Here is a 23,265-nt window from a genome sequence, read left to right as displayed (position 1 = left end):
CTGCTCAGCTCCTATCGCTGATAACTCGGTCCCCCGACATCGCCCGTCGTGGGGGCCGCTTTGCGTACGACCGCCCAAAGGGTGCGGCCGTTCAAGCTGGTGGCGTGGAGACCGAAATGATCGGCTCCCGCCAGGACTTCCAGGACCTCCCGCCATGACTCGGCGGAGAGTGACTCCGGTACCTCCGCCTCGACCGACGTGCACCGGTCGTGCTCCTCCACGCGTGTGGTGAGCCCGACCGCCGATAACCGGGCGGCGATGGCCTCCGCGCTCACTCGCGAAGCGGGCACAGGGGAGCCTCCGTCACTCGGCGATCACTTTGAGTGAAGCTAGTTAACTAGATTAAAGCTAGTGGACTAGATTTTCCATATGCCTGAGAAGCCGCCCTATCTCCGCATCGCCGACGAGCTACGGCAGCGGATCGCGGAGCACGTATGGGAACCGGGGGACCGGCTTCCCTCCCGCGCGCAGATCGGCCAGGAGTGCGGCGTAGGCGAGAACGTCGTCCGCAGGGCTCAAGAGCTGCTGATCTCGCAAGGCGTGTTGGAAGGCCGAGCCGGTTCGGGCACCTACGTCGCCGAGCCCCGGCAGCGCGTACGTGTGGTGCGGTCGTCGGCGCGCGAGCAGCCCGAAGGGTCGCCGTTCCGGGCGGACATGAAGGCCGTCGGCAGGCAGGGCGACTGGGAGAGCAGGACCGACGCCAAGGTCCCGGCCCCGGCAGAGATCGCCGCCCGGCTCGGGATCGCCGAGGGCGAGCTGTGCGTCCGAACCGCGTACGAGTTCCTGGCCGACGGCAGGCCCGTGCAGCTCTCGACCAGTTGGGAGCCGTACGACCTCACCGCCGGCACTCTCGTCGTTCTCCCCGAGGGAGGGCCGCACGCCGGTGCAGGCGTCGTGAATCGGATGGCCGCGATCGGCATCACGGTGAGCCATGCAGTGGAGCAGCCGGAGCCCAGGCCGGCGACCGCCGAGGAGGCGTCGCTACTCGGCATCCACAAGGCCGCACTGGTCACACACATCCGACGGACGTACTACAGCGACGATGGTAGGCCCGTCGAAACGGCGGACATCGTGGTGCCCGCGGCTCACTGCGAGATCGTCTATGAGATCCCCATCCGCCCTTGAGTCCTCGCCGCTGGCGGTACGGTCTCGTGACCGGCACGGGAGGGCATGGGATGACGGGTGATCTTCGATTCAGCTGGGAGCTGACCGGCTCTGGGTGGGCAAGGTATCGGATTGCCGACGCCACGTCGGAGAGGGCTGACATCGTCAGCTATTGCACCGATGCACTGTCCGACTTGTTGCGCGCGATGGTGAGTCTTTACGGAGCAGCCGATGCCCCGCGCGTCTCCTTCGACCTCGAACCCGCCGAGGTGAGGTGGCGACTCCAACCCCAGGGGGCGAATGTGGAAATCGGCATCTACCGATTCCCGGACATGTCCCAGAGCTGGAACGCCCCCGATGACGAGGGCACCCTCTGCTGGAGTTCCAGTCAGCCCCGTGCTGCCGTAGGCCATGTGGTGCTGGAGGCCGCCGAGACGGTGTTGCGGCTGCACGGGGAGGCCGGCTACCGGAAGAAGTGGGTACAGCACGACTTCCCCGGCGCAGTTCTGGACGATCTCCGACGGCTCCACCGGCGGGACGACGGGTGTCGCCACGAGAGCTGCCGGGTCAACGTCCATTCCTGACATCCACGGCTGACATCAACGGGGCTGCACGCAGGCATACGGCAGCACCCCCGGACGACCGCCGGACCAGCCGCCGACGGCCCCGGGGACGGGCGTAGATCGAACTCCTAAAGCGGGTGTCGCAGGTTCGAATCCTGCCGGGGGCACGTGTTTGAGCAGGGCAAAGGCCCCGGTAACCGCAGGTCAAGCGGCTACCGGGGCCTTTCGCATGCCGTCCGCGTGCAGTTCTACTACGGTCCCGTGCACTCGGGCTACAGCCTCACTGCGCAAGCGCGGCCCCTACACAGCCCCTAAATGATCACCCCCGTCTGCGCAGGTCACGCCGGCCGCCAGACGAAGACCGCCCCCCACGCGGCGTCCGCATGGGGGGCGGCTGTGTGCCGGGCCCGTCACGAGGGGGTACCAAATTAGGCGGCCCCTCACTACGAGAGGGCGTCATCCGCGGCCACGGCCCGAGCCTGCGGGTCAGAGAACGGCGCGCCACTTCCCTCGGGCGAGTCGGGTCTCCCCTTCGGGGGTGATGAGGACGCGGGCCCCGCGCGCGGGCAGCTCACCGTGCCGCAGCCAGTACGACCGCAGCTCGTCGAGGATGTCCCACAGGCGACGCGGGCCGCCCTGATGCACGACTGTCGCCTCCTCGCCCGTGGACACCGCACGTGCCCACGAGCCGTCCGGATGCGCCATGATCGCGGTCCGCCGATCCCCCTCGTCGCGGTACGCGTGCTCGATGCCAGGCGCGGTCAGGCCGAGCATCGAGTCGAGGTCCCATGCGTTGGCGACATCGACGGCCGGATACGGGCTCGTGGTGACGTCCTCGCCGTCGATCTCCTGCGCGGTCACCAGCAACCGCGAGGCGTCCGCCGGGTAGTTGGCGCCGTGCCGGGCGGGCATGAAACCGGCACGGTCCCACTCCACCCTGCCCACCGCGGCCCCGTCGGCCCGCTTCTCCGCGGTGAGGATCAGCGACGTCCCGGCGATCGTGGTGACCAGTCGGCCGCCGGTGCGCAGCGCGGACAGCCAACCGGCCGGGACGGTGCGGACGGAGACGGTGGCCACGATCCGGTCGAACCGGCCCTCCGCCCGCCAAGGCGCGGTCGCGTCGGCTGTCTCGACCCTGGGGCGCAGGCCGGCCATGGCGAGCCGATCGCGGGCTGCCTCCACGAGATAGGGGTCGACGTCGACGCTCGTCACCGCAGCATCGCCGAGGCGGTATGCGGCGAGCGCCGTGCCGTAACCGCTGCCCGTGCCGACGTCGAGGAGGGTGTCTCCGTCGTCGATCCGCGCGTGCTCGAACATCGAGACGACGAGGCTGGGCAGCGTCGCCGAGGACGTCGGCTTGCCCGACGGGTGGTCGTCGGGCCCGGCCTGGTCGGCGTGCAGGTCCCCGACACGGGTGACCAGTGACCGGTCGGCGTACGCGGCCGGATACCACCGCGCCTCACTGACCGGCTCGTACAGGGACCAGCGGCCGCTGTCAGCGACCCACCAGGTGGGCACGAAGACGTGGCGGGGGATACGGGCGACCGCTTCCCGCCAGGGCGAGGACCGGTGAGTCACACGCGTGGCGAGGTCCGCGGCTGCTGTTTCCCAGGTCACGCGGTCCCTCCGAGGTGGGGTGTCGGGTCCGGGGCGTAGTAGGCAGGATCGCACGCCTCGGTGTTGGCCGGGTCGCAGTCGGAGGAGTCGGCGGGGGTGCAGCCCGCCGACGGCATGGCTCGGCGCGGGATGCTGGCCGCGGTGTCCGTCCACTGCTGCCCGGCAAACACGGACCCGAGCCCCTCGGCCTTGGCGTTGCCCGTCTTCAGGAATCGCCCCAGCACGCAGGGGGTGACGGTGCCGTCGGTCATGATGGCGGCCCGGCCGTCCGCGCACCGGCCGCACAGATCACTGGTGCTGGGGACGTGGACCTCGGCCCGACCCACCGACCGGACGCGGTCGATGTTGACTGTGCGGACGCCGAGCGTGAGCAGCTCCTCGCGGGCCTCGGCGGTGCGCTGCCCGTCGAACACCTCGACGATGCCCACCTGAAGCGGGATCTTCCTGTGGACAGCCTCGGCGATGTTCGCCCGGGTCGCCGCGTGGGAGCCCGTCCGGCCGGTGACTCGCTCGTGCTCCTCGGCGACGTCGCTGTGGTACGACGTAGCGAGGGACACCCGCGGGTGCGCGAACAGCGTCCAGTGCTCCAGCCGGACGCGGTACAAGTTGCTGTAGACCTGCACGGCCAGCCCTACTCCGAGCGCCCGGTGCACGAGGGCCTCGAACTGCGGGTGCATGGTCGGCTCGCCGCCGATGAACTGGACCTTCTTCACGCCGAGCGTGGCGGCCTCGCGGATGAGGCGCTTCCAATCGTCGGCCGTCATGCTGCCGTGGCCTTCGGTCGGTCCGGCCTTCGCGTAGCAGAGGGACGGGCACGTGAGTTGGCACTTCCCCGTGATCTCCAGCTCGAGAAACTCCGGGACCGGGACCTGGGTGGGCGCCTCGGGGGTGATCGTCATGAGGTCTCCTCGATGAGAGTTGCGTGTGCCCGCTGGGTCCGGGCGGGAGTCTGTGAGCGGCGGGGATCACGGCTGGTCTTCCAGCAGTCCCCGCAGGCCGACCTCGTCAGCAGGCGCGCGGAGCCGTGACCATCAGGTGCTCTCCTCACTGGCACGCCGGCCCTTGGCGACGAACGCGGCTACCCACCGCTCCGGACAGAGGTCGCCCTCGAACGCCGGAGGTACGACCCAGTGCGTGCCCGGCGGTTGCGTGCGGTCGAGGCGCGGCACCCCCAGGAAGGTGCCGTCGCTCAGCAGAGGCGCCGCGACCTCGTGCTTCCAGGCACGTGGTTCGTCGGTCTGCTCGCGGGGTCTTACGAGGGCGTAGTAGGTGCCGCCCATGGTCCGGCCGTCGTAGATCACCGGTCCGGCGAGTACCTGCGTGAGGAGCCGGGCGACCTCCTGCGGCTCGGTGGTGTCCAGCGCCGCGTAGACGAGAGGCTCCGGCATGCGTACCGCGTCGAAGCGGCGGCCGAGCGGCAGCAGAGCGACACCGCGCGTCTCCCACTCCAGCCACGCCTGCTCAGAGCCCTCCTGAGCGTGCGCGAGCCATGCCGCGGATTCCCGCCGTGCTCTTGGAACGATCATCCCGACGCCTCCGTCGAGAGCCGCGGCCCCGTGGGGCCGGCGATGCAGCCAGAGGACTTCTTGGGCCGCATCTGGCCGGCGTCGTCACGGACGATCCCGTTCTCATCGCAGCTGCGCGTGACCGCACCGCGATCCCAGCACGCCGGCCCATGCGGCCGGGCGGTACTCACCTCGCCCAACGGCACGAGGAAAGGGCCCTCGCACGTCGTCTCGCTCATTCTCGACCCCTGACCTGTCGCTGTTGACGCACAGATCATGGGCGCTGGTCGAGCGAGTCAGGGACACACTCTGTATCCCCGGAAGGCGTTGCGTCAGACGGCCCCCAGCCAGTCGGCGAAGTGGTGGAGGGACTCCTCGTCGGCGCGCTTCAGCCGCAAGAGCGTCGCAGCGGTCTCCCGCGCCCACGGGTGCTCGCGTGTGTGCTGCGGGGCAGTCAGCCGCGCGGCCTTCAGCGACTCGAAGGCGTCGCCAAAGCGGCTACCCCACAGCTGCGCACGGGCCAGCTCGATCCAGAACCCGGAGCGACGCTCGGCCGGTAGAGCGGTGGACGGTGCCCACTCTCGCGCGATGGTGAAGGCGCGGTCGATGTGGTCGTGGCCGAGGCCGACCGCCACGGACACCTCGTGCACGCGAACGGACTCCGGCCCGAACGCGGTGCCCAGATACGTGCCCTCGCGCAGGAGTTCCGCCAAGCGCCGGGCCTCGGACAGGTGAGTGTCGGCGGCGTCTGCGTTGCCGTTCCGACCTGCGATGACGGCGGCCCGCATGTGCAGGGAGCCGCGGGCGGCAATGGCGTTGACGCCGGAGGCGACGGGGGCCTCGTCGACTGCGGCCTCCAGCGCGAGAGCGCCGGCCGCATGGGCGCGGGCGATGAAGAACGTCTCGCCGCGTACGTATGCCACGGACGCGGTCAGCAGCGGGTCTTCCGCATACGGGGCCGCCCACCGCATGAGCTCGATGAGCCGAGCGGAGAGGTCGCGGGCCCCGAACTTGTAGGCCACCGCGTCCGCAGACCGAGCGGCGGCCACCAGGAGGCGCGCGGCGGCACGTTGGTCCGTAGCCGTATGGAAGGCGGCAAGGGCGTCGCGGAGAAGGGCCGGAGCGTGCTGGGCGATCAGGCTGTACTGTGCGGCGAGCCGCCAGTGCACCGCGTCGTCGACCGCGCGCCGCAGCTCGGCAGGGCTGCGGCTCGGCGGGCCGAGAGGGACGTCGTACGCGGCGATGCTCGCTGACACGTCCGGCAGCGCGGCATGCACCCGCCGTTCCGTGCCGGTGAAGGAGGACAGGAGCCGCGTCGGGTCCACGCCGAGCGCCGCGGCGATCGCTTCGAGAGTGGCATCGCTCGGCGTCCGGGCCCCGCGCTCGACCGCTTTGACCATCGCCAGCGACACGAACGCCTCACGAGCCAGATCCGCTTGGCGCAGACGTTTCGCCTTCCGGGTGGCGGCGATGCGTGGCCCTACGTGGCCCTCGTCAAATGCGGGCATGAGTGCTCCAGTTCGGGGCTTCCACTTCGAACCGTACCTGCGTGGTGACGCGCTGGTGAGCGAATGGCCCCGTCGGTAATCCGCAGGTGGGGCCTTTGTTGCGATGGTCAGGGGGACGTGATGGCTACGAGGTCCGTGAGCGAGTCGAGGCGGTAGGTGGCCGTTGCTCTCACCTCCGGGTCGTCCGCCCACAGGTGCCCCCATGGGCCGCGACGCAGATGTGCTGTCCGCAGCCCCGCGCGTGCGGCGGGCAGGGTGTCGTTCTGCGGGTGATCGCCCACGTAGAGAATCTCCTCCGCCGGGATGCCGGCCTCGGCGACGAGCCGCTCGAAGAAGGCGGCAGACGGCTTGGCGACTCCCCACTCCCCGGACGTGGCGATCAGGTCCGCGGGCAGGCCGAGCGCCCGCAGGAGCCCGCCTGCCTTCGTGGTCTGGTTGCCCGCGATGATGACGCTGAGGCCCGCGTCGCGCAGGGCGGTGAGTGTGGGACGAACGTCGGCGTAGAGGTCGCTCTCGTCGAGACGCTCACCTCGGCCTGCTGCCTCGCGGGCTTGGTACTCGGCGTCGACATCGATGTGCGGCCAGAGGAGGCGTAGCGCCTCGGCATTGTCCTTCCCCTGGGCGACGACGGCACCGACGAGCGCTGAAACGGTGTGGCGGGGCACGCGCAGCCAGTCGGCCCACGACGCCCAGTAGCGGTCATCTCGGACGAGGGTCTCGCCTACGTCGAATGCGATGGTGCGGATCATCCGGCGACCCTAGTGGAGACGACCCCACCGCCCCGGGCGGTGAGGGCCGTGTCAGTAGTGGCGTCGCTGCGGGTCGAGGGCGGTCTGGGGCGTGGGCTCGTCGTCAGGGTCTGGTGGTGGGGCGTCGCCCCACCGGCACACGAGTGCGTCCGGGCAGCCGCGGGGAGCGCTGCTGGACGGCAGCAGTGGCCGGGCCTGGGGCCGGGCTCTCCTGGGTCGGCCCTTCGTTGGTCCTTGTCGTTCCTTGTCGTTCCTTGTCGTTCCTCCGAGAGGGAAAGGCTGCGTTGGGTGTGGGCGGCGTGGTTCTCCCTGGGTGCCGTGACAGCGGAGGAACCGTGCGGCAGGGTCGGGGCCTGCGGGCTCGGGCTCGGACCCGGGGCGTCTGGGTTCAGGGCCTTCCGCTTTGTGGGCACGGACCGGGTGGTGTCGGCGCCGACGCCGTTTAGGGTGCTCCGCCATGGAGTGGATGTCGCCGGTCAGTACGTTGCTCGGGGCGGCGATCGGGGTCGGGGCGACGCTGGTCGCCGATCGGGTCCGGTGGCGCCGGGAGCGGGTCGGGCAGAGTCTCGATGTGCGGCGGCAGCTGTACGGCGAGTACACCGCCGCCCTCTCGCGTATGCGGACCGCCCTCAACGAATGTGCGCGGTCGGACGTCGCCGCGGAGGAGCGGGCGCGGAGAGTGCGCGAGGTGTTCCTCGCCCCCGGGGCCTATGAGATCCGCCATCAGCTCGCCGTCATCGCCCCGCAGGAGATCATCGCGGCTTCCCGAGCCGCCTTTCTCGTTCTGCGGGACACCAGAGACGCGCTCTTGGACGGTGCCGCCGTCGAGAGCACCCTCTACCGCGAGCTGGAGGACCGGTTCGATTCCGCCGTGGCCGAGCTTCGCCGCGTGATGCGCCGTGACCTGGGCGTGGCCGAGTAGACCGCAGCCCGGCCGGCGGCCGTCGTTCACCGGGGGTCGCGCCAGCCGCCGGCCGATTCGCCGCGCGCCCGTCCCCTTGACACCATGACCCCCATGACCGAAATCCGTACCCCACGCCTTCTCCTGCGTCAGTGGGACGACGACGATCTCGTCGCCCTCTCTGACATCCATGCTGATCCCCGCGTCATGCGGTGGATCGGAGACGGGGGCGTCCGGGATCCGGAAACCACCGCCGAGGACATCGAGCGGTGGGAGGAGGAGTGGGACGACGAAGGGTTCGGGATCTTCGCCGTGGAGTTGCTCGGGTCGGGGGAGCTCGCCGGGGCCGTCGGGCTCTGCGTGCCCGAGGATCTGCCCGACCTGATGCCCGCCGTCGCCATCTGCTGGCGGCTCGGATCGCAGTTCTGGGGGCAGGGGTACGCCTCCGAGGCCGCGCAGGCCACCCTGGAGTTCGCCCTCCAGGACCGTGGGCTCGACCGTGTCATCAACATCGACCGGATCGGCAACACCGCCTCCGCCAACGTCGTCCGCAAGCTCGGCATGGTCCCCGAGCGGGAGGTCAGCCACCCCGTGCACGGTCACGCGCTCAGCGTCTCCTCCATCGACCTCAGTGAGTATCAGGGCTGAGCCGCGTCGCCGCCCTTGCCCGGTGGTCTCGCCCGGCTGCCGCCGAGCAGGGGGTGTGGCGCAGATCACCTCCCCGTCGTCGGTGAGATCCGGCCTCTCCCGGCGTCCTATCCGTGAACGCACACTTCGCGTACGACCGGAAGGATCGCCTCACATGGCCGCCAAGGTTCAGGGACCCGCCAGCTACTTCCCCTCCATCGAGAAGAAGTACGGGCGCCCCGTGGCCGAATGGAAGGCGCTGATACGGGAGTCGCCACTCACCCGGCACATGGAGCTCGTCGCCTGGCTCAAGACTGAGCACGGGCTCGGGCACGGGCACGCCAACGCGCTCGTCGCCCACACCCTCGCCGAGCCGTCGCCCTCCACCCCGTAGCCGGGAGGGCCGGTGCGGGGACCGGCTTCGCGGACGTTCCGGTGACACGCCCGTCCGCTCCGCGTGTCGCCGGGACTTTCCTGCGATGCGCCGCGCCCGCCGTACCGCGCCCCACCGCCGTGCTGCGCCCCACCGCCGTGCCGCGCCCGCCGTGCCGAGCCCCACCGCCGGGCCGCGCTCCGCCACGCCACGGCGGTCACCCCCGGGCCCCCGGCCGCCCCTCCGCAAGGCCTGCCGTCAGCCCGGGGCCTCCGCGCAGTTCGACTTCGCCTGGGCCCTCGCCAGGCTCGCGTCCAGCTCCCTGCGGATCTCCTCCGGCAGGTCTCCGGCGCAGCCCCAGGCCACGATCATGTCCGCTATGCGGCTCAGCTTCGTGTTCGTGTGCTGGGACGTCTCGCGGAGCACCGTCCAGCCCTGGTCCGGGGTCAGCTTGCCCACGGCGACCACGATGCCGATCGCCTGGTCCACCGCCGCGTGGGACTCGACCGCCCGCTCCAGCTGGCTCACCTTGCGCTCCAGCTCCACGACCTTCTCGGCCTGGTCGGCCTTCTTCTCGGCCTGGTCGGCCCCTCGGTCCCCTCCGCCATGTACGGACGGCCCGGGGTCGTCCTGTCGCCGTGCCACGTTCTCGTCCGATGCCGTCACATCGCCTCCGGGGTCTGGGGGGCAGGCACCAGGATGCCACGGTGTCTCGACCGGCCCACGGTCACGGTCCCTGCAGTCCGTACGGCCACACGACGTTCCCGTACGTCCGGCCACACCCCACACCCCCTATGCTGCCCGCCGGGCCGGGTCCAAGTCCCCGCCCGAAAGCAGCGGATCAGCAGATCGCCGACAGGGCGTGGGCAGGGGCGCATGAGCGACAGCAGCAGCGGTAGCGGTAGCGGTAGCAGCAATGCCGACTACAGCGGCATCGACCGCGGAGTCGGGGCCGACACCGATTCAGGCGCCCCCGCCGCCCCCGCCGCACCTCCCGCACCCCCGAGCCGCTCCGCGCCCCCCAGCCACCCCGCACCCCCAGGCTCTCCCGCACCCCCGAGCCACCCCACACCCCCACCCCTCCGCATCCCCGCCTTCCGGCGTTTCGCGCTCGCCCAGTTCGTGTCCGCCGCCGGGTCGGCCATGGCGCCGCTGGCGCTCGCGTACGCCGTGATCGGCGCCGGTGGCGGGGCCGGCGCGCTGGGGGTCGTGCTCGCCACGAACACCGTGCCGACCGTGGCCTTCCTGCTCGTCGGCGGTGTCCTCGCCGACCGGCTCTCGCGCAGCCGGCTGCTGTTCGGCGGCAATCTGCTCGCCGCCCTCGCGCAGGGCGCGCTCGCCCTGGTCGTCGCCTCCGGGCACGCGGGCACCGCCTCCATCGCGGCCTGCGGCTTCGTCTCGGGTGTGGCCGTGGCCTTCACCACGCCCGCCGCGCAGGGCGTCGTCACGCAGCTCGTCGCGCCGGACCGGCTCCAGCAGGCCAACGCCCTGCTGCGGCTGCCCGTCAACGCCGTCAAAGTGGCCGGGCCCGTGGCCGGTGGCCTGATCGTCGCCCTCAGCGGGCCCGCCTGGGCCCTCGGCTTCGACGCGCTCACCTTCGCCGTCGCCGCCCTGCTGCTCCTCGGGCTCCGCCTCGGCGCCCCCGCGTCCCGCGGCTCCGCGCTCGCCGATCTGCGCGCGGGCTGGAGCGGCTTCTGGTCGCGGACCTGGCTGTGGACGTACACGGCGGCGGGGACGGTGCTCGTCGCCGCCTTCCTCGCCGGGTACCAGCTCCTCGGGCCCGTCGTCGCCGAGGAGCACTACGAGGGCGCCCGCACCTGGGGGTTCGTCCAGGGTGCCTTCTCCTCCGGGCTCCTCGCCGGGGCCGTCGTCTGCCTGCGCTGGCGGCCGCAGCGGCTGCTGGTCGTCGCCGTCGCCGCGAGCGGCGGCCTCGCGCTGCCCCTGGCCGGGCTCGCCCTCGGCCTGCCGCTGCCCTGGCTGCTGCTCGGCGCCGCCGTCGCGGGTGTCTGCCTCGACATCGCGGGCGTCACCTGGGTCACCGCCTTCCAGCAGCACGTGCCGGACGCCGAGCTGGGGCGCATGAGCTCGTTCAACCAGGTCGGCGAGCGGCTCGCCATCCCGCTCGGATACCTCGTCGTCGCCCTCCTCGCCGGTGTCTTCGCCGACCGGGCCGTGCTCGTCGTGTGTGCGGGGATCATTCTGGCCGCCACCGGCCTCAACCTCTGCGTACGGGACATCCGTCGGATTCGTCGCGTTCAATGAACCGCCGCACCAAGGGAGTTGATGTCATCGCGTTATCGCCTAATGGCATCGGGGCAACTCCCGCCACGCTCCCGATACTCGTCCCGACCGGAGGCCGCACCCGCAGGCCTCCAGCCCCCGGAAGGGACACCCCCATGAACAAGACCAGAACCTGCGCCGTCGCCGCCCTCGGCACCGCCGCGCTCGTGGCCACCCTGACCGCCCCCACGGCGTTCGCGGCCCCCGCCCCTGCCGCCCCGGCGGGCACGGCCGTCTCGGCGTACACCCCGTCGAAGAGCGCGAGCGCGGAGAACGCGGCCGAGAACCGGCAGTTCTTCGAGGCCGTGATGAAGTCCGCGCTGAAGAAGCAGGCGGCGGAGCCCGGCATCCAGGCCGTCACCGTCCGGTACCGCACGAGCAGGGCGCCCAGCTTCCGCAGCCAGATAGCCCAGTCCACGTCGATCTGGAACTCCTCGGTCACCAACGTGCGGCTCCAGGAGGTCAGCAGCGGCTACGACTTCGAGTACCGCGAGGGCAACGACTCGCGCGGCTCGTACGCCTCCACCGACGGGCACGGGCGCGGCTACATCTTCCTGGACTACCGGCAGAACCAGCAGTACAACTCCACGCGCGTGACGTCCCACGAGACCGGGCACGTCCTCGGCCTCCCCGACCACTACTCGGGGCCGTGCAGCGAGCTGATGTCCGGCGGCGGCCCCGGCCCGTCGTGCACCAACGCGCGGCCCAACTCCACGGAGCGGGCGCGGGTCAACCAGCTCTGGGCCAACGGCTTCGCGCTGTTCAAGGAGCAGGGCGCGCTGAGCAAGGCCGGCTGACGCCCTCCCCGCGTACGGACTCCGGCGGCTGTTACGCAGGGAAAACAGCTTTCTGACAACCCGGCCGCGAGCGACGCCCTCCTCCCCGGCATGGGGACACATGCTCAGGGGAAGAGGCCGCGTCGCCGCGGCCGGCGGCATCCCGGCAGCCGTGCGGTCCGGCGGCGGCGCGTGGACTACCCGCGTGCGGGGCGGGCGGGGCTGTGGCGCTGGCTGCCCTCGTGGCGTCAGTGGCTCGCCGCGGCCTCCCTCTCCGTGCTGACCGTCGTCGCGGCCTTCGTCGCGGTGTACGTGAGCGTGGACATCCCCGACGAGAACGCCGCCGCCCGGCGAGAGGCCAACGTCTACTACTGGTCCGACGGCACCCAGATGGTGAGCACCGGCGAGGTCAACCGGCAGAGCGTGGAGCTGGACCGGATCGCCCCGGCCGCCGTGAACGCGGTGATCGCCGCCGAGAACGAGACGTTCTACGACGACTCCGGCGTCTCCCTGAAGGGCCTCGGCCGCGCGGTCGTCGGCATGGCGAGCGGCGAGGAGACGCAGGGCGGCTCCACCATCACCCAGCAGTACGTGAAGAACACCTACCTCTCCCAGGACCAGACGGTCACGCGGAAGGTCAAGGAGTTCGTCATCGCCCTGAAGGTGGACCGCGTCAAGAGCAAGGAGGAGATCCTCAAGGGGTATCTGAACAGCAGCTGGTTCGGGCGGGGCGCCAACGGCATCGAGGCCGCCGCCCACGCCTACTACGGCATCTCCGCCAAGGACCTGGACCCCAGCCAGGGCGCGCTGCTCGCCGCGCTGCTGAAGGGCGCCGAGCTGTACGACCCGGCGGGCGGCAAGAGCAACCACCGGCGTGCCGTGGAGCGCTGGGCCTGGGTCCTGGACCGGCAGGTCGACGTGGGGCTGATGTCGGAGCGGGAGCGGGCGCGGTACCGCACGTTCCCCGAGCCCCGGCGGCAGTCGCGGTCCACCAGCCTCGGCGGGCAGACCGGTTATCTCGTCGACGTCGCCAACAAGTACCTGAAGCAGCGCACCGGGCTCACCGACGAGGATCTGGCACGCGGCGGGCACCAGATCCACACCACCTTCGACAAGGGCAAGGTGCGCCGCCTGGAACGAGCCGTGCGGGGGGTCCTCGACCGCGGCACCGACCCCGCGCGGCGGGCCGCCGACCGGCACGTGCAGGTCGGCGCCGCCTCCGTGCGGCCGTCCGACGGGGCGGTGGTGGCGCTGTACGGCGGTCCCGACGCCACGGAGCACTTCTCCAACAACGCCGACACCTCCGGCGTGCCGGTGGGCTCGGCGTTCAAGCCGTTCGTGCTGGCCGCCGCGCTCCAGCGGCAGAGCGGCCTGGCCGGCAGCCGCTACGCCGCCGACGGCTCCCTGCGCCCCGCGGTGGGCCCGCCCGACCCGGACCGCCCCACCCTCCGCGAGGCGCTGTACCCCGGCGGCAACGCCACCTACGTACGCCTCGGCAAGGACGTCGGGTACGACGAGGTCCGCGGGACGGCGGTCGCGGCCGGGCTGCTGCCGCAGAGCATGGCCGAGCCGGACTCCGCGTTCCCCGTGGGCACGTCGACGCCCAGCGCGATCCGGATGGCCACCGCGTACGGGACGTTCGCGAGCGGCGGCACCCGGCACGCCCCGTACTCCGTGACCGAGGTCGTCAAGGACGGCGTGTCCCTGCCGGGCCTCGCGCGGCCCGCGGCGGGGCGCGCCCTCGACCCGGAGGTCGCGCGGGAGGTCGCCGACGCCCTGCGCGGGGGCGCCGAGGGCTTCGCGCCCGGTGTCTCCGCCGGGCGCACGGGCGACCAGGACCGGCTGCGGACCGCCTGGTTCACGGGGTTCACCAAGGACCTGTCGACGGCGGTCACGCTGTTCCGGCTCCGCCCCGACGAGCCGCGGCTGCTGCCGCTCTCCGGGGTCGGCGGCGAGAAGTCCGGGCGGGGGAACGCGCTGCCGCCGCGGATCTGGGGCGCGTACACGGGGCTCGGCCCGAAGGAGCGGCGTCCGGAGAGCCGTTGACCTTGCCCCTGGGGCAGACCCCAGAGTCCGGGACACCGGGCCGACCGGCCCGGTGACGGAGGATGATCGCGTGCACCAGGAACCGGGTCAGGAACTGCTCCCCATCGGCGCGTTCGCCGCGCGTGCGCGGCTGTCGCCGAAGGCGCTGCGGCTCTACGACCGCCTGGGGCTGCTCGCACCCGCCCACGTCGACGAGGTCAGCGGCTACCGCTACTACCGGGTCGACCAGGTCGAGCGCGCCCGCACGGTGGCGCTGCTGCGCCGCCTGGACATGCCCCTCGCGGGCATCGCCGAGGTGGTGCGGCTCGACGGGGAGCGGGCGGCACGGCGTCTCGACGCCTACTGGGCCGGGGCCGAGGAGCGGTTCGCCGAACAGCGGACGCTCGCGCGGTACCTCCGTGGACGACTTTCGGGAAGGAACACCGAGTTGTACGCGACATTCGAGGTGAAGACCGTGGACGTGCCGGAGACGTACGTCCTCAGTGAGACGCGGCACGTGAGCGCCGGGGAGCTGCCCGCCTGGATCGGCGGCTCGGCGGAGCGTCTGGAGCGGGCCGCCGTGGAGCGGTGCGGGGGCATGGCCGCCCCGCACTTCGTCGTCTACCACGCGGAGGTGACCGAGGAGAGCGACGGGCCCGCAGAGTCCTGCGTGCCGGTCGTGGACGCGGAGGCGGCCCGTGTGTGGGCGGCCGAGCAGGGCCGCGCGACGGCCGCCCGGGTGCGGGTCGAGCCCGCGCACCGGCTCGCCTACACCAGGATCACCAAGGCGCAGGTGGCCTATCCGCAGATCATCGCGGCCTTCGACGCCGTGGAGGCGTGGGCCGCCGAGCAGGGCCTGTCCCTGTCCGGGCCCTGCCGTGAGGTGTACTTCGCCGACTGGGAGGCCGCCGGCCCCGACGACGCCGTCTGCGACGTCGCCTTCCCGGTGTCGCGGGGCTGAGCGGGCCGCTCGCCCCGGGGGGGGAGGCAGGCCCTTCTCACCACCTCCCCATGCAGCCCAGGCGTCATCCCCGTCCCCCGCGCCTATTCTGGGGAAGCATGGGGGACGGGGACGGCCGGGAAGCGGCCGGCACGGGACTCGACGGGCGGGCCGGGCACGGGAGTTGGCGGGTCCGGCTGCGGCGGTGGGCCGCGTCGGGCAGCGGTGACGTCCTGGGCGCGGGGGTGCTGTTCGGCAGTGACCGCGTGCTCACCTGCGCCCATGTAGTCCGCGATCCCGCCACGGGCCAGCGCCCCGACCGCGTCCAGGTCGAGTTCCCGCACCTCCAGGGCCTGACCCGCACCCCGTGCCGCACCGCCACCGTCGAGGCCGGGCACTGGGTGCCGCCCTTCGGCAAGGCGCAGGGCGACCTGGCGGTGCTCGTCCTGGACGAGCCCGCTCCCGTGCCGTCGCCGGTCACGCTGCACCGCACGCTCGACTACCGGGGCGCCGCCGTGCTGATCGACGGCTTCCCCGAGTACCGGTCGGGCGGCCAGTGGCTGACCGGCGCCTGCATGGGGCCCGGCGGCGAGGGCGACGAGCGGGTGCAGATCGACGTGACCGGGGCGGGCGGCCTGCGGGGCGGCTTCAGCGGTTCGGGGGTGCGCGAGGAGGGCGGCGACCGGCTGCTCGGCATCGTGGCACAGGCCGACGCGAGCGGCGAGCACGGGTACATGATCCCCGCGGCGACCGTCGCCAAGTACTTCCGCCGCTTCGCCGAGCGGTACGTGACCGGGCCGCACGCCGTGCCGGGGCACCGCGTGGTCTCCGCGGAGGCGGCGCGGAAGGCCCGCCCGCACGGTCTCCAGCGCACCGTCACGCGCTGGCTCAACGGCGATCCGGGCGCCTGGGACACCGAGGTCGTCTTCATCGCCCAGGACGACGAGCGGGCCCGACGGGCGCTGTACGTGGTGCTGAACATGGCCGACCGCGAGCAGGCCCCGCAGCTCGCGGTGAGCCCGCTCGATCCGGCGGACGGAGCCGGACCGCAGGGCCCGGAGGCCACCGGCGCGCCGCTCCTGTCCCGCGCCGGGATCACGCCCCGCGTCGGCAGCATCGGCCTCGTCCTGGATCTGGAGGGCGTGGCCTTCGACGATCCCGCCCAGCCGGAGCTGCGCGAGGCGCTGGCCGTGCTGCGCCACGAGCTGCGGCACGCCGGGCACCATCCCGCAGCGCGCCGCAGGCCCGCCGTGGCCGTGCTGCACGCCGACCGGTCGGCCACGGAACCCGCCGCGGCGGCGCGCGTCCTCGCGGAACTGGGCGAGGCGGGGGCGCGGTTGCTGCTGGTGGTGCGGGACAGCGCGCACGGCTTCCCGTACGCCATGGCGGAGCGGCTGCTGCCCGCGGGGCGTGCCGCGCAGTGGCTGCAGCGGATCGGCGCCCGCGTCGACGAGCTGGCCGACGCCGAGCGGCGCGCCCGGCGGCTGTTCCACCGCGTGGAGCCGCATGTCGTCGACCCGCCGGTGGCCACTGGGTACGCGGCGCGGGCCGCGCTGTGGACGGTGCAGCTCAGCGACGAGCTGCGACCGCTGACCGGGCGGGGCGGGCCACGCCTCCTGGAGAAGCTGTCGTACGCGGAACAGGCCGTGGAGACGCACCTGTTGCGGGCCGAGGCGGCGGAGAGTGAGCTGCGGGCGGTCCTCGACGCGCATCTGCGGCTGCGCGCCCTGCTCCGCGACCACCTGGCGCTCCTCGCGGGGCGCGGTCTCGCCGAGCACCCCGACGCGGTCGGCCCGTACCGCGAGGCGCAGCGGCTCCTGATGGCGGGGCCCTGTCCGCTGGCCGACGCGGAGCGGGCGGTGGAGGCGTTCGCGCGGGTGGCGCGGCGCCTCGTGGCGGCGGGCGGCGCCGCGTGACGCCCGCCAAGGCCTGCCCGCACCCCGGCTGTTCGGGCGCCGTCACGCCCACCGGGTACTGCCTGGCCAGCGGTGAGCGCGTGGACCCGGCGACGGGGCGGCACTCCGCGCCGGCCGCCGAGACGCCGCCGCCCGCGCCCCTGCCCCCGCCTCCGGCCCCGGTCCCTTCGCAGCGCTCCCCGTACACCGCCTCGTACTCCTCCGAAGGCGATGCCCGGGGCGAGTCCTCCCAGTTCTGGATCGTCCACCCCGGCCCCGCCGCTCTCCCGGAGCGCCCCGCCCTCGTCACGCTGCCGCCGGAGAGCCCCGACCCCACGGTCCTGCCCGAGATCACCCTCCTGGAACGGGCGGACAGCGCGGGCGCCCACGCCGACCCCGGCGGGCTCCCGCTGCCGCCGGGCACCCTGCTCGCCGGGCAGTACCGCCTGGTGCGGCTCCTCGGCTACGGCGGGATGGGCGACGTCTGCCTCGCCCACGACACCAAGGTCGACGACCGCGCCGTCGCCATCAAGATGCTCCACGCGGAGCTGGCGGCGGACTCGTACAGCCTCCTGCGCGGCGAGCGCAAGGAGCTGGTGGAGCTCAACCACGACGGTTTCATCCGGGTGTTCAACTACGGGCACCACGCGGGCGTGGGCGACTTCCTGGTCCTCCAGTACGTCGACGGGCTCACCCTCAGAGAGGTGGGGGCCCGCGCCCGCGCCCACCCCGAGGAGTTCGGGCACGAGCGGTTCCGGGAGTTCACGCTCGCGTACGGCATGCGCATCCTCGCCGGGCTCGCGTATCTGCACGCCCCCGGGCGCGGCAAGGTCTACGGCGACCTGAAGCCGCCGAACGTCATGCACGACGGCTCCACCATCAAGCTCATCGACGTCGGCAGTGTGCGCCGCGCGGGGGCGCCGGGCCTGACCACCGACGACTACCGCGCCCCGAGCGTCGGCGACCACGGGGAGTCCGACCCGCGCGACGACCTGTTCAGCCTCGGCGAGACGCTGCGCACCCTGTGCGGTCTCGGCGCCGACCGCCACGACCTGGCCGCGCTCTCCGCGCTCGGCCCGCTGGACGACCCCGCCGCCGGGCACCGCGGCCTCGGCCTGGTCTCCCTGGCCCGGGTGCTGCGCCGCGCCACCCGCACCCACCGCGCGGACCGCTTCGCCACCGCCAGGGAGATGGAGGACCAGCTGCGGGGCGTCTTCCGGGAGCTGCGGTCGCTGCGGACCGGCGCCGAGACGTTCGAGCCGTCCCCGCTCTTCCTCCAGTCCGCCCACGCCCTCGACGGCGGGCTCGGCTCCGCCCCCGCCCTCTCCCGCTGGGCCGCGCCCCGGGCGGCGGCCCGCCACCCCGCGCCCACCCCCGCGCAGGTCGCCCGGCGTCTGCCGGTGCCGCGCCCCGACCCCGACGACGACCACCACGGCGAACTGAGCAGGCTCGCCGACGACGACCCCGAGGCGCTCCTCCAGCACACCGGCGACTGGCCGGACTCCCCCGAGGTCCATCTGCTCCGCTGCCGCCTGCGGCTGCGGCTCACGCCGCGCGCCGACGACGGGCCGCCCGACGCCGAAGCGCTCTCGGCGGCCGAGACCGCGCTCGCCCTGGCCGAGGACGCCATAGGGCCCGCCCGCGCCCCGCACGACTGGCGGCTCGACTGGCACCGCGGCCTGCTGGAGCTCGCCCGCTCCCGGGTCGGCGCGGCCCGCGACCACTTCGACCGGGTCTATGCCGCGATCCCCGGCGAGTACGCGCCCAAGCTCGCCCTCGGCCACTGCGCCGAGCACCTGGAGCGCCGGCACGAGGCCCTGACGTTCTACGAGGCCGTACGGCTGCGCAACCCCTCGCTCGGCAGCGCGGCGTTCGGCGCGGCCCGCGCACGGCTCGCGCTCGGCGGGCCCGACGCCCTCGCCGACGCCATCGCCGCCCTCGACGCGGTTCCCCAGCACTCCCGGCACCGCACGGCCGCCCGTACCGCCGCCGTGCGCATCCGCGCCGACCACGCGCGGGACGCCGACGGGCTCGGCACGGCCGTGCGCGCCCTCGCCGGGCTCTTCTTCGCGCACGGCCTGACCGACGAGCAGGCCCGCGTGCGGATGAAGGCGGAGGTGTGGGGCGCGGCCCACCGCCTGCTCGCCCCGCCCGGCGGCGGCCCGCCGCTGACCGGCGCCGGGCTGCGGGCCGTCGCCGCGAAGGCCGATCCGCGCCTGGAGTTCCCCGCCGACGAGCGGACGCTGCGCAAGGACCTGTCCCGCTTCTACCGCGGCCTGGCCCATCAGGCCGCGCGCGACGCACCGCCGCGGGAGGCCGGGGCGCCGCTCGCCGAGCTGCTCCTCGACCGCGCCTACGCGGTACGCCCCTTCGCCCTACGACACCACAGGGACACCCCATGGCTGGGCAAGAAGATCAAGGACTGGGTCAGGGCCGGCACCTCGGCGCAGAGGCGCGGGTGAGCCGGGCGCCCGGGTCCGCGCGCGCCCGCGTCGGCCTGGAGGTCAGCCAGGTCGTCGAGCTGCCCCGGCCCCGCACCCCCGGCGACGGCGAACCGGCGCGGATGTACGCCGTCGTCACCGTCACGGTCCACCGGCCGGGCACGGCTCCCTCGCCCGGCGGGACGCCCGCGCCCGGCGAGGCGCACGCGTCCAGGAGCACCGGGCCCCGGCTCGCCGAGGTGCTGCTCATCGACCACTCCTCCTCGATGGTGATCCCGCCGAGCCGCCTCGCCGCGGCCCGCGCCGCCGCCTCGTCCGCGCTGGCCCGCATCCCCGACGGGGCGCTGTTCGCCCTGGTCGCCGGGGGCGACAGGGCCGCCATGATCTACCCAAGGCGGCCCGGGTTCGCCGTCGCGCACGCCGAGTCGCGGACCGCCGCCGAAGCCGCCCTGCGCGACTGCACGCCCGGCGGCGGCACCGCGATGGGCACCTGGCTGGAGCGCGCGAGGCAGCTCTTCCGCGACCTGCCCGCCACCGGGCCCGGCGGCTACGTACGCCACGCCCTGCTGCTCACCGACGGCAAGAACGAGCCCGGCTACGAATCCCCGGCGGAGCTGCGCGAGCGCGTGGAGCGGTGCGCCCGCGCCTTCGACTGCGACGTCGTCGGCATCGGCGACGCCTGGGAGACGGAGGAGCTGCTGCTCATCGCGGGCGCGCTGGGCGGCCGTACGCGTGCCGTGGCGGACTTGACGCGGCTCCCCGACGAGCTGGCCGCCCTCACCGGCAGCGCCGCCGAGCGCGATGTGACCGGGCTGCGCCTGCGCCTCCACCACCGGGCCGGAGTGCGCCCGTGCTCCTTCGAGCGGGTCCACCCCACGCGGGCCACGCTCACCCCCGACCGCACCGACCTGACCGGCGTCGAAGCGGGCGCGGGCGGCCCCGTCGAGGAGTACGGCCTCGGGCCCTGCGGCGAGGAGACCCGCGCCTACCTGCTCTGCGTCGGCGCCCCCTATAACCCCGCGCAGCTCGGCAAGGAACTCCTGCTCACCGAGGTCGAGGTCGACGCCGAAGGCCCCGCCGAGCACCTCGAACTGCCCGAGCCGCGGCCCGTCCTGGTGCGCTGGACCGACGACGCCGACCTCTACAGCCGCCTCGACCCGCAGGTCGCCCACTACCGCCACGAGGAGGAGCTGCACCGCACCTTCGAAGAGGCCTGCGTCGAGCTGAAACGCGGCGCGCGGGACGCCGCACAGGCCCTCCTCGGCACCGCCTGGCGGCTCGCCGGGCAGGTCGGCGACACCGCGATGCGGGACCATCTGCTGCACCTGGTCCGCGTCACCGACGCCGAACGCGGCCGGGTCGAACTCCTCGACCACATCCCCCGCTTCGACGTCGAGGCCGCCCGCATCCAGTCGAGCGTGACGGTCCTGCCCGACGCACGGCGCGGCACCCGGCGGGCGGGCCCCCGGTGACCGCCCCCCGGCGCACGGCGCGCACCGCCGCGGCGGGCGCGCTGCGCATGCTGCGCTCCCACCTCTGGCCCGCCGCGCCCGCCGAACGCCCCCGCAACCGCGTCTACCTTCGGGAACGCTTGATCACCCTGCCACTGCTCGCCGTCGTCGCCTCCCTCGCGTTCGGCTGGGCGTACGGGGAGATCCGCGCCGACTCGGCGGCGCTGCGCGGCAGCCACACACCCGCGCTCGGCGACCTGGCCGACGCGGAGATGTCCCTGCGCATCGCCGACCGCGAGGCGGCCCGCAGCCTCGGCGCCGGGGAGTCGGTGCGGCTCAGCGGCATCGGCAGGCGCTATCTGACCCGCACCACCCGGGCCACCCAGAGCCTCAACCAGGTGGCCCGCAGCGGCGCCCTGACCACCGCCGAACGCCAGGAACTCGACGTCGTCTCCGGTCTCGTCGCCGACTACGGCACCTGGATCGCCTTCGCCCAGAACAACGTCGCCGACCCGGTGCTGCGGGAAGCCGGGCTCGGCTACGCCCGCAGCATGCTCTGCACCGCCCCCGCGCCCCCGTCGAGGGCCGCGCCCGGCGGCTTCCCGCCCTGCGGGCCGAGGACCGGCTCCGACGCCACCACCGTGGTGGACCGCATCTCCGCCCTGGAGAAGAGCCTGCGCGGCAGGGTCGCGGACCGCGCCTGCCTCGGCGCGGGCGTGAGCGCCGCCGCCGTCGTCGCCGGGGCCGCGCTCGTCCTGCTCTCCGTCGGCCTCTGGCGCACCCAGGTCTTCCTCCACCACCGCTTCCACCTGCGCGTCAGCCTGCCGCTCGCGGCGGCGGCGCTGCCGCTGCTCGCCGTGCCGTTCCTGACGGCCGACGCGGTCCTCGCCCAGCGCGCGCAGCAGCGCGTCGTGGGCGCGGCGCGGGAGCTGTCCGACCGCACGTCCCCCGCGGTCGAGTCCCGCGCCGACGCGCACCCCCACGCCCGCCCCGACCCCCGCCTGATCGCCACCCTGGAGTCCCGGGCCCGCCGCGACCTGGCCAGGGGCCGCCTGCCCGCGCTCGACGGCGCCGCGCCCTGGGTGGCGCCCACCGGCCTGCTCTGCGCCGCCCTGGTCTACGCCACGCTGCACGGCTACCGCCGCGAGTACGTCCACATCGCCCGCCCCGGAGCCGCCCCATGAGCCGCCGACCCCTGCGCCGCCGACCCCTGCTCCGCCGCCCCGCGCGCCGCGCCCACGCGGCCCTGCGCACCGTCCTCGCCGCGTGCCTGCTCGCCGTCACCGCCGGGGCCTGCGCGGACGACCGCCGCGAGCCGCTCGTCGTCCTCGGCCCCTGGACCGGCGACGAGGGCGAGGCGTTCGAGACGATGCTGCGCCGGCTCGACGACGGCGCCGGACGGACGTACACCTACCAGGGCACGCGCTCCCTGCGCGAGACGCTCGTCGCCCAGCTGGAGGCCGACGCCCCGCCGGACGTGGCGATCCTCAACAGCGTCGGCGAACTCACCGAGTACGCCCGCGCCGGGCGCCTCCAGCCCCTCACCCCCGCGGCCACCGCCCGCGCCTACCCGCCCTGGGCCCCGGCCCTGGACGTCGACGGCGCCCGCCGCACCTACTGGGTGCCGCTGAAGGTCGACCTCAAGAGCCTGGTGTGGAGCGTCCGCGGCCGGCCGGCCGCGTCCCCGCGGTGGTGCGTCGGCCTCGCCTCGCAGGCCACGTCCGGCTGGCCCGGCACCGACTGGGTCGAGGACATCCTGCTGCACCAGGCGGGCCCGGACGTCTACACCGAGTGGGCCACCGGGCGGCTGAGCTGGCGCGACCGCCGGGTCCGCGCGGCCTGGACGACCTGGGCGGCGCTCCTCGGCGACCGCTCACGGGCCTCCCTCGACCAGTCGCTGACCACGCCGTACGTGGGGACGCCCGACCCGGCGAAGGGCGGCGGCCCGCGCGGCCTCCTGTACTCCCTGACGCCCCGCTGCACGCACGAGCACCAGAGCGCGTTCATCCGGTACGTCTACGCCGGCGACCCCGTGGACGTACGGCCGTCGGCGGGGTTCCTGCGCGGCCGTGCCGCCCACGACGGGGCGTACGAGGTGGCGGGCGACATGGCGGCCGTGTTCGGCGACGACCCGGCGGCCCGCACCCTCGTCGAACGCCTCTCGGGCGCGAGGGCGCGCACGCTGTGGCGCGCGGAGGCGAAACGGGAACTGCGCCCGTTCTTCCCCGCCGCGACCGACCCGCAGCCCACCGACCCGACGGGCCGCCGCATCGCCGGCATCCTCACGGGCAGGGCGCGCACGCTCTGCTTCGACGCCTCGGACGTGATGCCGCCCGGCCTGCGCGACGCCTTCCACCGGGCCGTCCTGCAGTACTTCAGGGACCCTGCGCCGCGGCGCCTCGACGAACTCCTCGGCCAGCTCGACACGGTCCGGGAGGACGCCGCCGAGGACACGGGCCCCGGCCGGCCGCCCTCGTCCGGGGTCTGCGCGCCGCCGGGCGGCTGAGGCG

The 23,265-nt window shown here is 73.8% G+C and carries 21 protein-coding genes; 14 read left to right on the top strand and 7 right to left on the bottom strand.

Annotated features, from left to right (window positions below; translation table 11 throughout):
- Positions 1-11: 11 nt before the first annotated feature.
- On the bottom strand, positions 12-290 hold the full coding sequence (locus tag DCW30_RS37765; RefSeq protein WP_076685654.1) for a hypothetical protein: 279 nt from the start codon (positions 288-290) through the stop codon (positions 12-14).
- Between the two features lie 79 nt (positions 291-369).
- Here DCW30_RS37765 and DCW30_RS34360 point away from each other — a divergent pair, with 79 nt between their 5' ends.
- Positions 370-1,125, top strand: coding sequence for a GntR family transcriptional regulator (locus DCW30_RS34360; RefSeq protein WP_076685653.1), 756 nt, complete (start codon positions 370-372; stop codon positions 1,123-1,125).
- 50 nt (positions 1,126-1,175) lie between these two features.
- A complete protein-coding gene (locus DCW30_RS34355; RefSeq protein WP_076685652.1) occupies positions 1,176-1,688 on the top strand; it encodes a hypothetical protein in 513 nt (170 codons plus the stop codon).
- 465 nt (positions 1,689-2,153) lie between these two features.
- On the opposite strand, the gene DCW30_RS34350 is transcribed toward DCW30_RS34355, so the two are convergent.
- The 5 genes from DCW30_RS34350 to DCW30_RS34330 all read right to left on the bottom strand — a co-directional run bounded on the left by DCW30_RS34350 (position 2,154) and on the right by DCW30_RS34330 (position 7,046).
- A complete protein-coding gene (locus DCW30_RS34350; protein WP_076685651.1) occupies positions 2,154-3,284 on the bottom strand; it encodes a methyltransferase domain-containing protein in 1,131 nt (376 codons plus the stop codon).
- Positions 3,281-4,183, bottom strand: coding sequence for a radical SAM protein (locus DCW30_RS34345; RefSeq protein WP_076685650.1), 903 nt, complete (start codon positions 4,181-4,183; stop codon positions 3,281-3,283). Before DCW30_RS34345 ends, DCW30_RS34350 begins: the two co-directional genes overlap by 4 nt.
- Before the next feature lie 132 nt (positions 4,184-4,315).
- Positions 4,316-4,810, bottom strand: coding sequence for a hypothetical protein (locus tag DCW30_RS34340; RefSeq protein ID WP_076685649.1), 495 nt, complete (start codon positions 4,808-4,810; stop codon positions 4,316-4,318).
- Between the two features lie 311 nt (positions 4,811-5,121).
- Positions 5,122-6,297 (bottom strand): helix-turn-helix domain-containing protein, encoded by a 1,176-nt coding sequence (locus tag DCW30_RS34335; RefSeq protein ID WP_076685647.1) that lies wholly within the window; start codon positions 6,295-6,297, stop codon positions 5,122-5,124.
- A 107-nt stretch (positions 6,298-6,404) separates the two neighbouring features.
- The gene (locus tag DCW30_RS34330) at positions 6,405-7,046 is read right to left on the bottom strand and encodes an HAD family hydrolase (RefSeq protein ID WP_076685646.1); all 642 of its coding nucleotides are present in this window, start codon (positions 7,044-7,046) and stop codon (positions 6,405-6,407) included.
- A 466-nt stretch (positions 7,047-7,512) separates the two neighbouring features.
- Between DCW30_RS34330 and DCW30_RS34325 the strand changes: the two genes are divergently transcribed.
- The 3 genes from DCW30_RS34325 to DCW30_RS34315 all read left to right on the top strand — a co-directional run bounded on the left by DCW30_RS34325 (position 7,513) and on the right by DCW30_RS34315 (position 8,968).
- Positions 7,513-7,968 carry a hypothetical protein gene (locus tag DCW30_RS34325; protein WP_237283421.1) on the top strand — a complete coding sequence of 152 codons (456 nt, stop codon included), beginning with the start codon at positions 7,513-7,515 and terminating at the stop codon, positions 7,966-7,968.
- A gap of 93 nt (positions 7,969-8,061) precedes the next feature.
- Positions 8,062-8,595 carry a GNAT family N-acetyltransferase gene (locus DCW30_RS34320; protein WP_076685644.1) on the top strand — a complete coding sequence of 178 codons (534 nt, stop codon included), beginning with the start codon at positions 8,062-8,064 and terminating at the stop codon, positions 8,593-8,595.
- Between the two features lie 154 nt (positions 8,596-8,749).
- Complete coding sequence (locus tag DCW30_RS34315) at positions 8,750-8,968, top strand: DUF4287 domain-containing protein (protein WP_076685643.1); 219 nt, start codon at positions 8,750-8,752, stop codon at positions 8,966-8,968.
- A gap of 237 nt (positions 8,969-9,205) precedes the next feature.
- Here the strand turns inward: DCW30_RS34315 and DCW30_RS34310 are convergent, their stop codons facing one another.
- Positions 9,206-9,613: an ANTAR domain-containing protein gene (locus DCW30_RS34310; protein ID WP_309030758.1), complete on the bottom strand. Its 408-nt coding sequence runs from the start codon at positions 9,611-9,613 to the stop codon at positions 9,206-9,208.
- 420 nt (positions 9,614-10,033) lie between these two features.
- On the opposite strand from DCW30_RS34310, the gene DCW30_RS34305 reads away from it, so the two are divergent.
- From DCW30_RS34305 to DCW30_RS34265, 9 genes are all read left to right on the top strand, one after another.
- Positions 10,034-11,209, top strand: coding sequence for an MFS transporter (locus tag DCW30_RS34305; protein ID WP_076689194.1), 1,176 nt, complete (start codon positions 10,034-10,036; stop codon positions 11,207-11,209).
- A 134-nt stretch (positions 11,210-11,343) separates the two neighbouring features.
- A complete protein-coding gene (gene snpA, locus DCW30_RS34300; protein WP_076685642.1) occupies positions 11,344-12,024 on the top strand; it encodes a snapalysin in 681 nt (226 codons plus the stop codon).
- 171 nt (positions 12,025-12,195) lie between these two features.
- Positions 12,196-14,049, top strand: a complete 1,854-nt coding sequence (locus DCW30_RS34295; protein ID WP_076685641.1) for a transglycosylase domain-containing protein — start codon at positions 12,196-12,198, stop codon at positions 14,047-14,049.
- A gap of 70 nt (positions 14,050-14,119) precedes the next feature.
- Positions 14,120-14,989 carry a MerR family transcriptional regulator gene (locus tag DCW30_RS34290; protein ID WP_232626726.1) on the top strand — a complete coding sequence of 290 codons (870 nt, stop codon included), beginning with the start codon at positions 14,120-14,122 and terminating at the stop codon, positions 14,987-14,989.
- 98 nt (positions 14,990-15,087) lie between these two features.
- On the top strand, positions 15,088-16,884 hold the full coding sequence (locus tag DCW30_RS34285; RefSeq protein WP_076685639.1) for a trypsin-like serine peptidase: 1,797 nt from the start codon (positions 15,088-15,090) through the stop codon (positions 16,882-16,884).
- Complete coding sequence (locus tag DCW30_RS34280; protein WP_076685638.1) at positions 16,881-19,325, top strand: serine/threonine protein kinase; 2,445 nt, start codon at positions 16,881-16,883, stop codon at positions 19,323-19,325. The genes DCW30_RS34285 and DCW30_RS34280 overlap by 4 nt, the downstream gene beginning before the upstream one ends.
- The gene (locus DCW30_RS34275; RefSeq protein ID WP_076685637.1) at positions 19,322-20,776 is read left to right on the top strand and encodes a VWA domain-containing protein; all 1,455 of its coding nucleotides are present in this window, start codon (positions 19,322-19,324) and stop codon (positions 20,774-20,776) included. Before DCW30_RS34280 ends, DCW30_RS34275 begins: the two co-directional genes overlap by 4 nt.
- A complete protein-coding gene (locus DCW30_RS34270; RefSeq protein WP_232626729.1) occupies positions 20,773-21,939 on the top strand; it encodes a hypothetical protein in 1,167 nt (388 codons plus the stop codon). Before DCW30_RS34275 ends, DCW30_RS34270 begins: the two co-directional genes overlap by 4 nt.
- The gene (locus tag DCW30_RS34265; protein WP_107419632.1) at positions 21,936-23,261 is read left to right on the top strand and encodes an extracellular solute-binding protein; all 1,326 of its coding nucleotides are present in this window, start codon (positions 21,936-21,938) and stop codon (positions 23,259-23,261) included. Before DCW30_RS34270 ends, DCW30_RS34265 begins: the two co-directional genes overlap by 4 nt.
- The last annotated feature ends 4 nt before the right edge of the window (positions 23,262-23,265 follow it).

Origin of the sequence: Streptomyces alfalfae (genome assembly GCF_004127445.1) — a bacterium.
GTDB lineage: Bacteria > Actinomycetota > Actinomycetes > Streptomycetales > Streptomycetaceae > Streptomyces > Streptomyces alfalfae.
This window is presented reverse-complemented; position numbering and strand designations above follow the sequence as displayed.

What these genes read in the sequence shown, in the direction of transcription:
- DCW30_RS34335 (WP_076685647.1), bottom strand. Translation starts at nt 6,297, where the DNA reads ATGCCCGCATTTGACGAGGGCCACGTAGGGCCACGCATCGCCGCCACC.
- DCW30_RS34345 (WP_076685650.1), bottom strand. Translation starts at nt 4,183, where the DNA reads ATGACGATCACCCCCGAGGCGCCCACCCAGGTCCCGGTCCCGGAGTTT.
- DCW30_RS34265 (WP_107419632.1), top strand. Translation starts at nt 21,936, where the DNA reads ATGAGCCGCCGACCCCTGCGCCGCCGACCCCTGCTCCGCCGCCCCGCG.
- DCW30_RS34360 (WP_076685653.1), top strand. Translation starts at nt 370, where the DNA reads ATGCCTGAGAAGCCGCCCTATCTCCGCATCGCCGACGAGCTACGGCAG.
- DCW30_RS34325 (WP_237283421.1), top strand. Translation starts at nt 7,513, where the DNA reads ATGTCGCCGGTCAGTACGTTGCTCGGGGCGGCGATCGGGGTCGGGGCG.
- DCW30_RS34285 (WP_076685639.1), top strand. Translation starts at nt 15,088, where the DNA reads ATGGGGGACGGGGACGGCCGGGAAGCGGCCGGCACGGGACTCGACGGG.
- DCW30_RS34315 (WP_076685643.1), top strand. Translation starts at nt 8,750, where the DNA reads ATGGCCGCCAAGGTTCAGGGACCCGCCAGCTACTTCCCCTCCATCGAG.
- DCW30_RS34330 (WP_076685646.1), bottom strand. Translation starts at nt 7,046, where the DNA reads ATGATCCGCACCATCGCATTCGACGTAGGCGAGACCCTCGTCCGAGAT.
- DCW30_RS34355 (WP_076685652.1), top strand. Translation starts at nt 1,176, where the DNA reads ATGACGGGTGATCTTCGATTCAGCTGGGAGCTGACCGGCTCTGGGTGG.
- DCW30_RS34320 (WP_076685644.1), top strand. Translation starts at nt 8,062, where the DNA reads ATGACCGAAATCCGTACCCCACGCCTTCTCCTGCGTCAGTGGGACGAC.
- snpA (WP_076685642.1), top strand. Translation starts at nt 11,344, where the DNA reads ATGAACAAGACCAGAACCTGCGCCGTCGCCGCCCTCGGCACCGCCGCG.
- DCW30_RS34340 (WP_076685649.1), bottom strand. Translation starts at nt 4,810, where the DNA reads ATGATCGTTCCAAGAGCACGGCGGGAATCCGCGGCATGGCTCGCGCAC.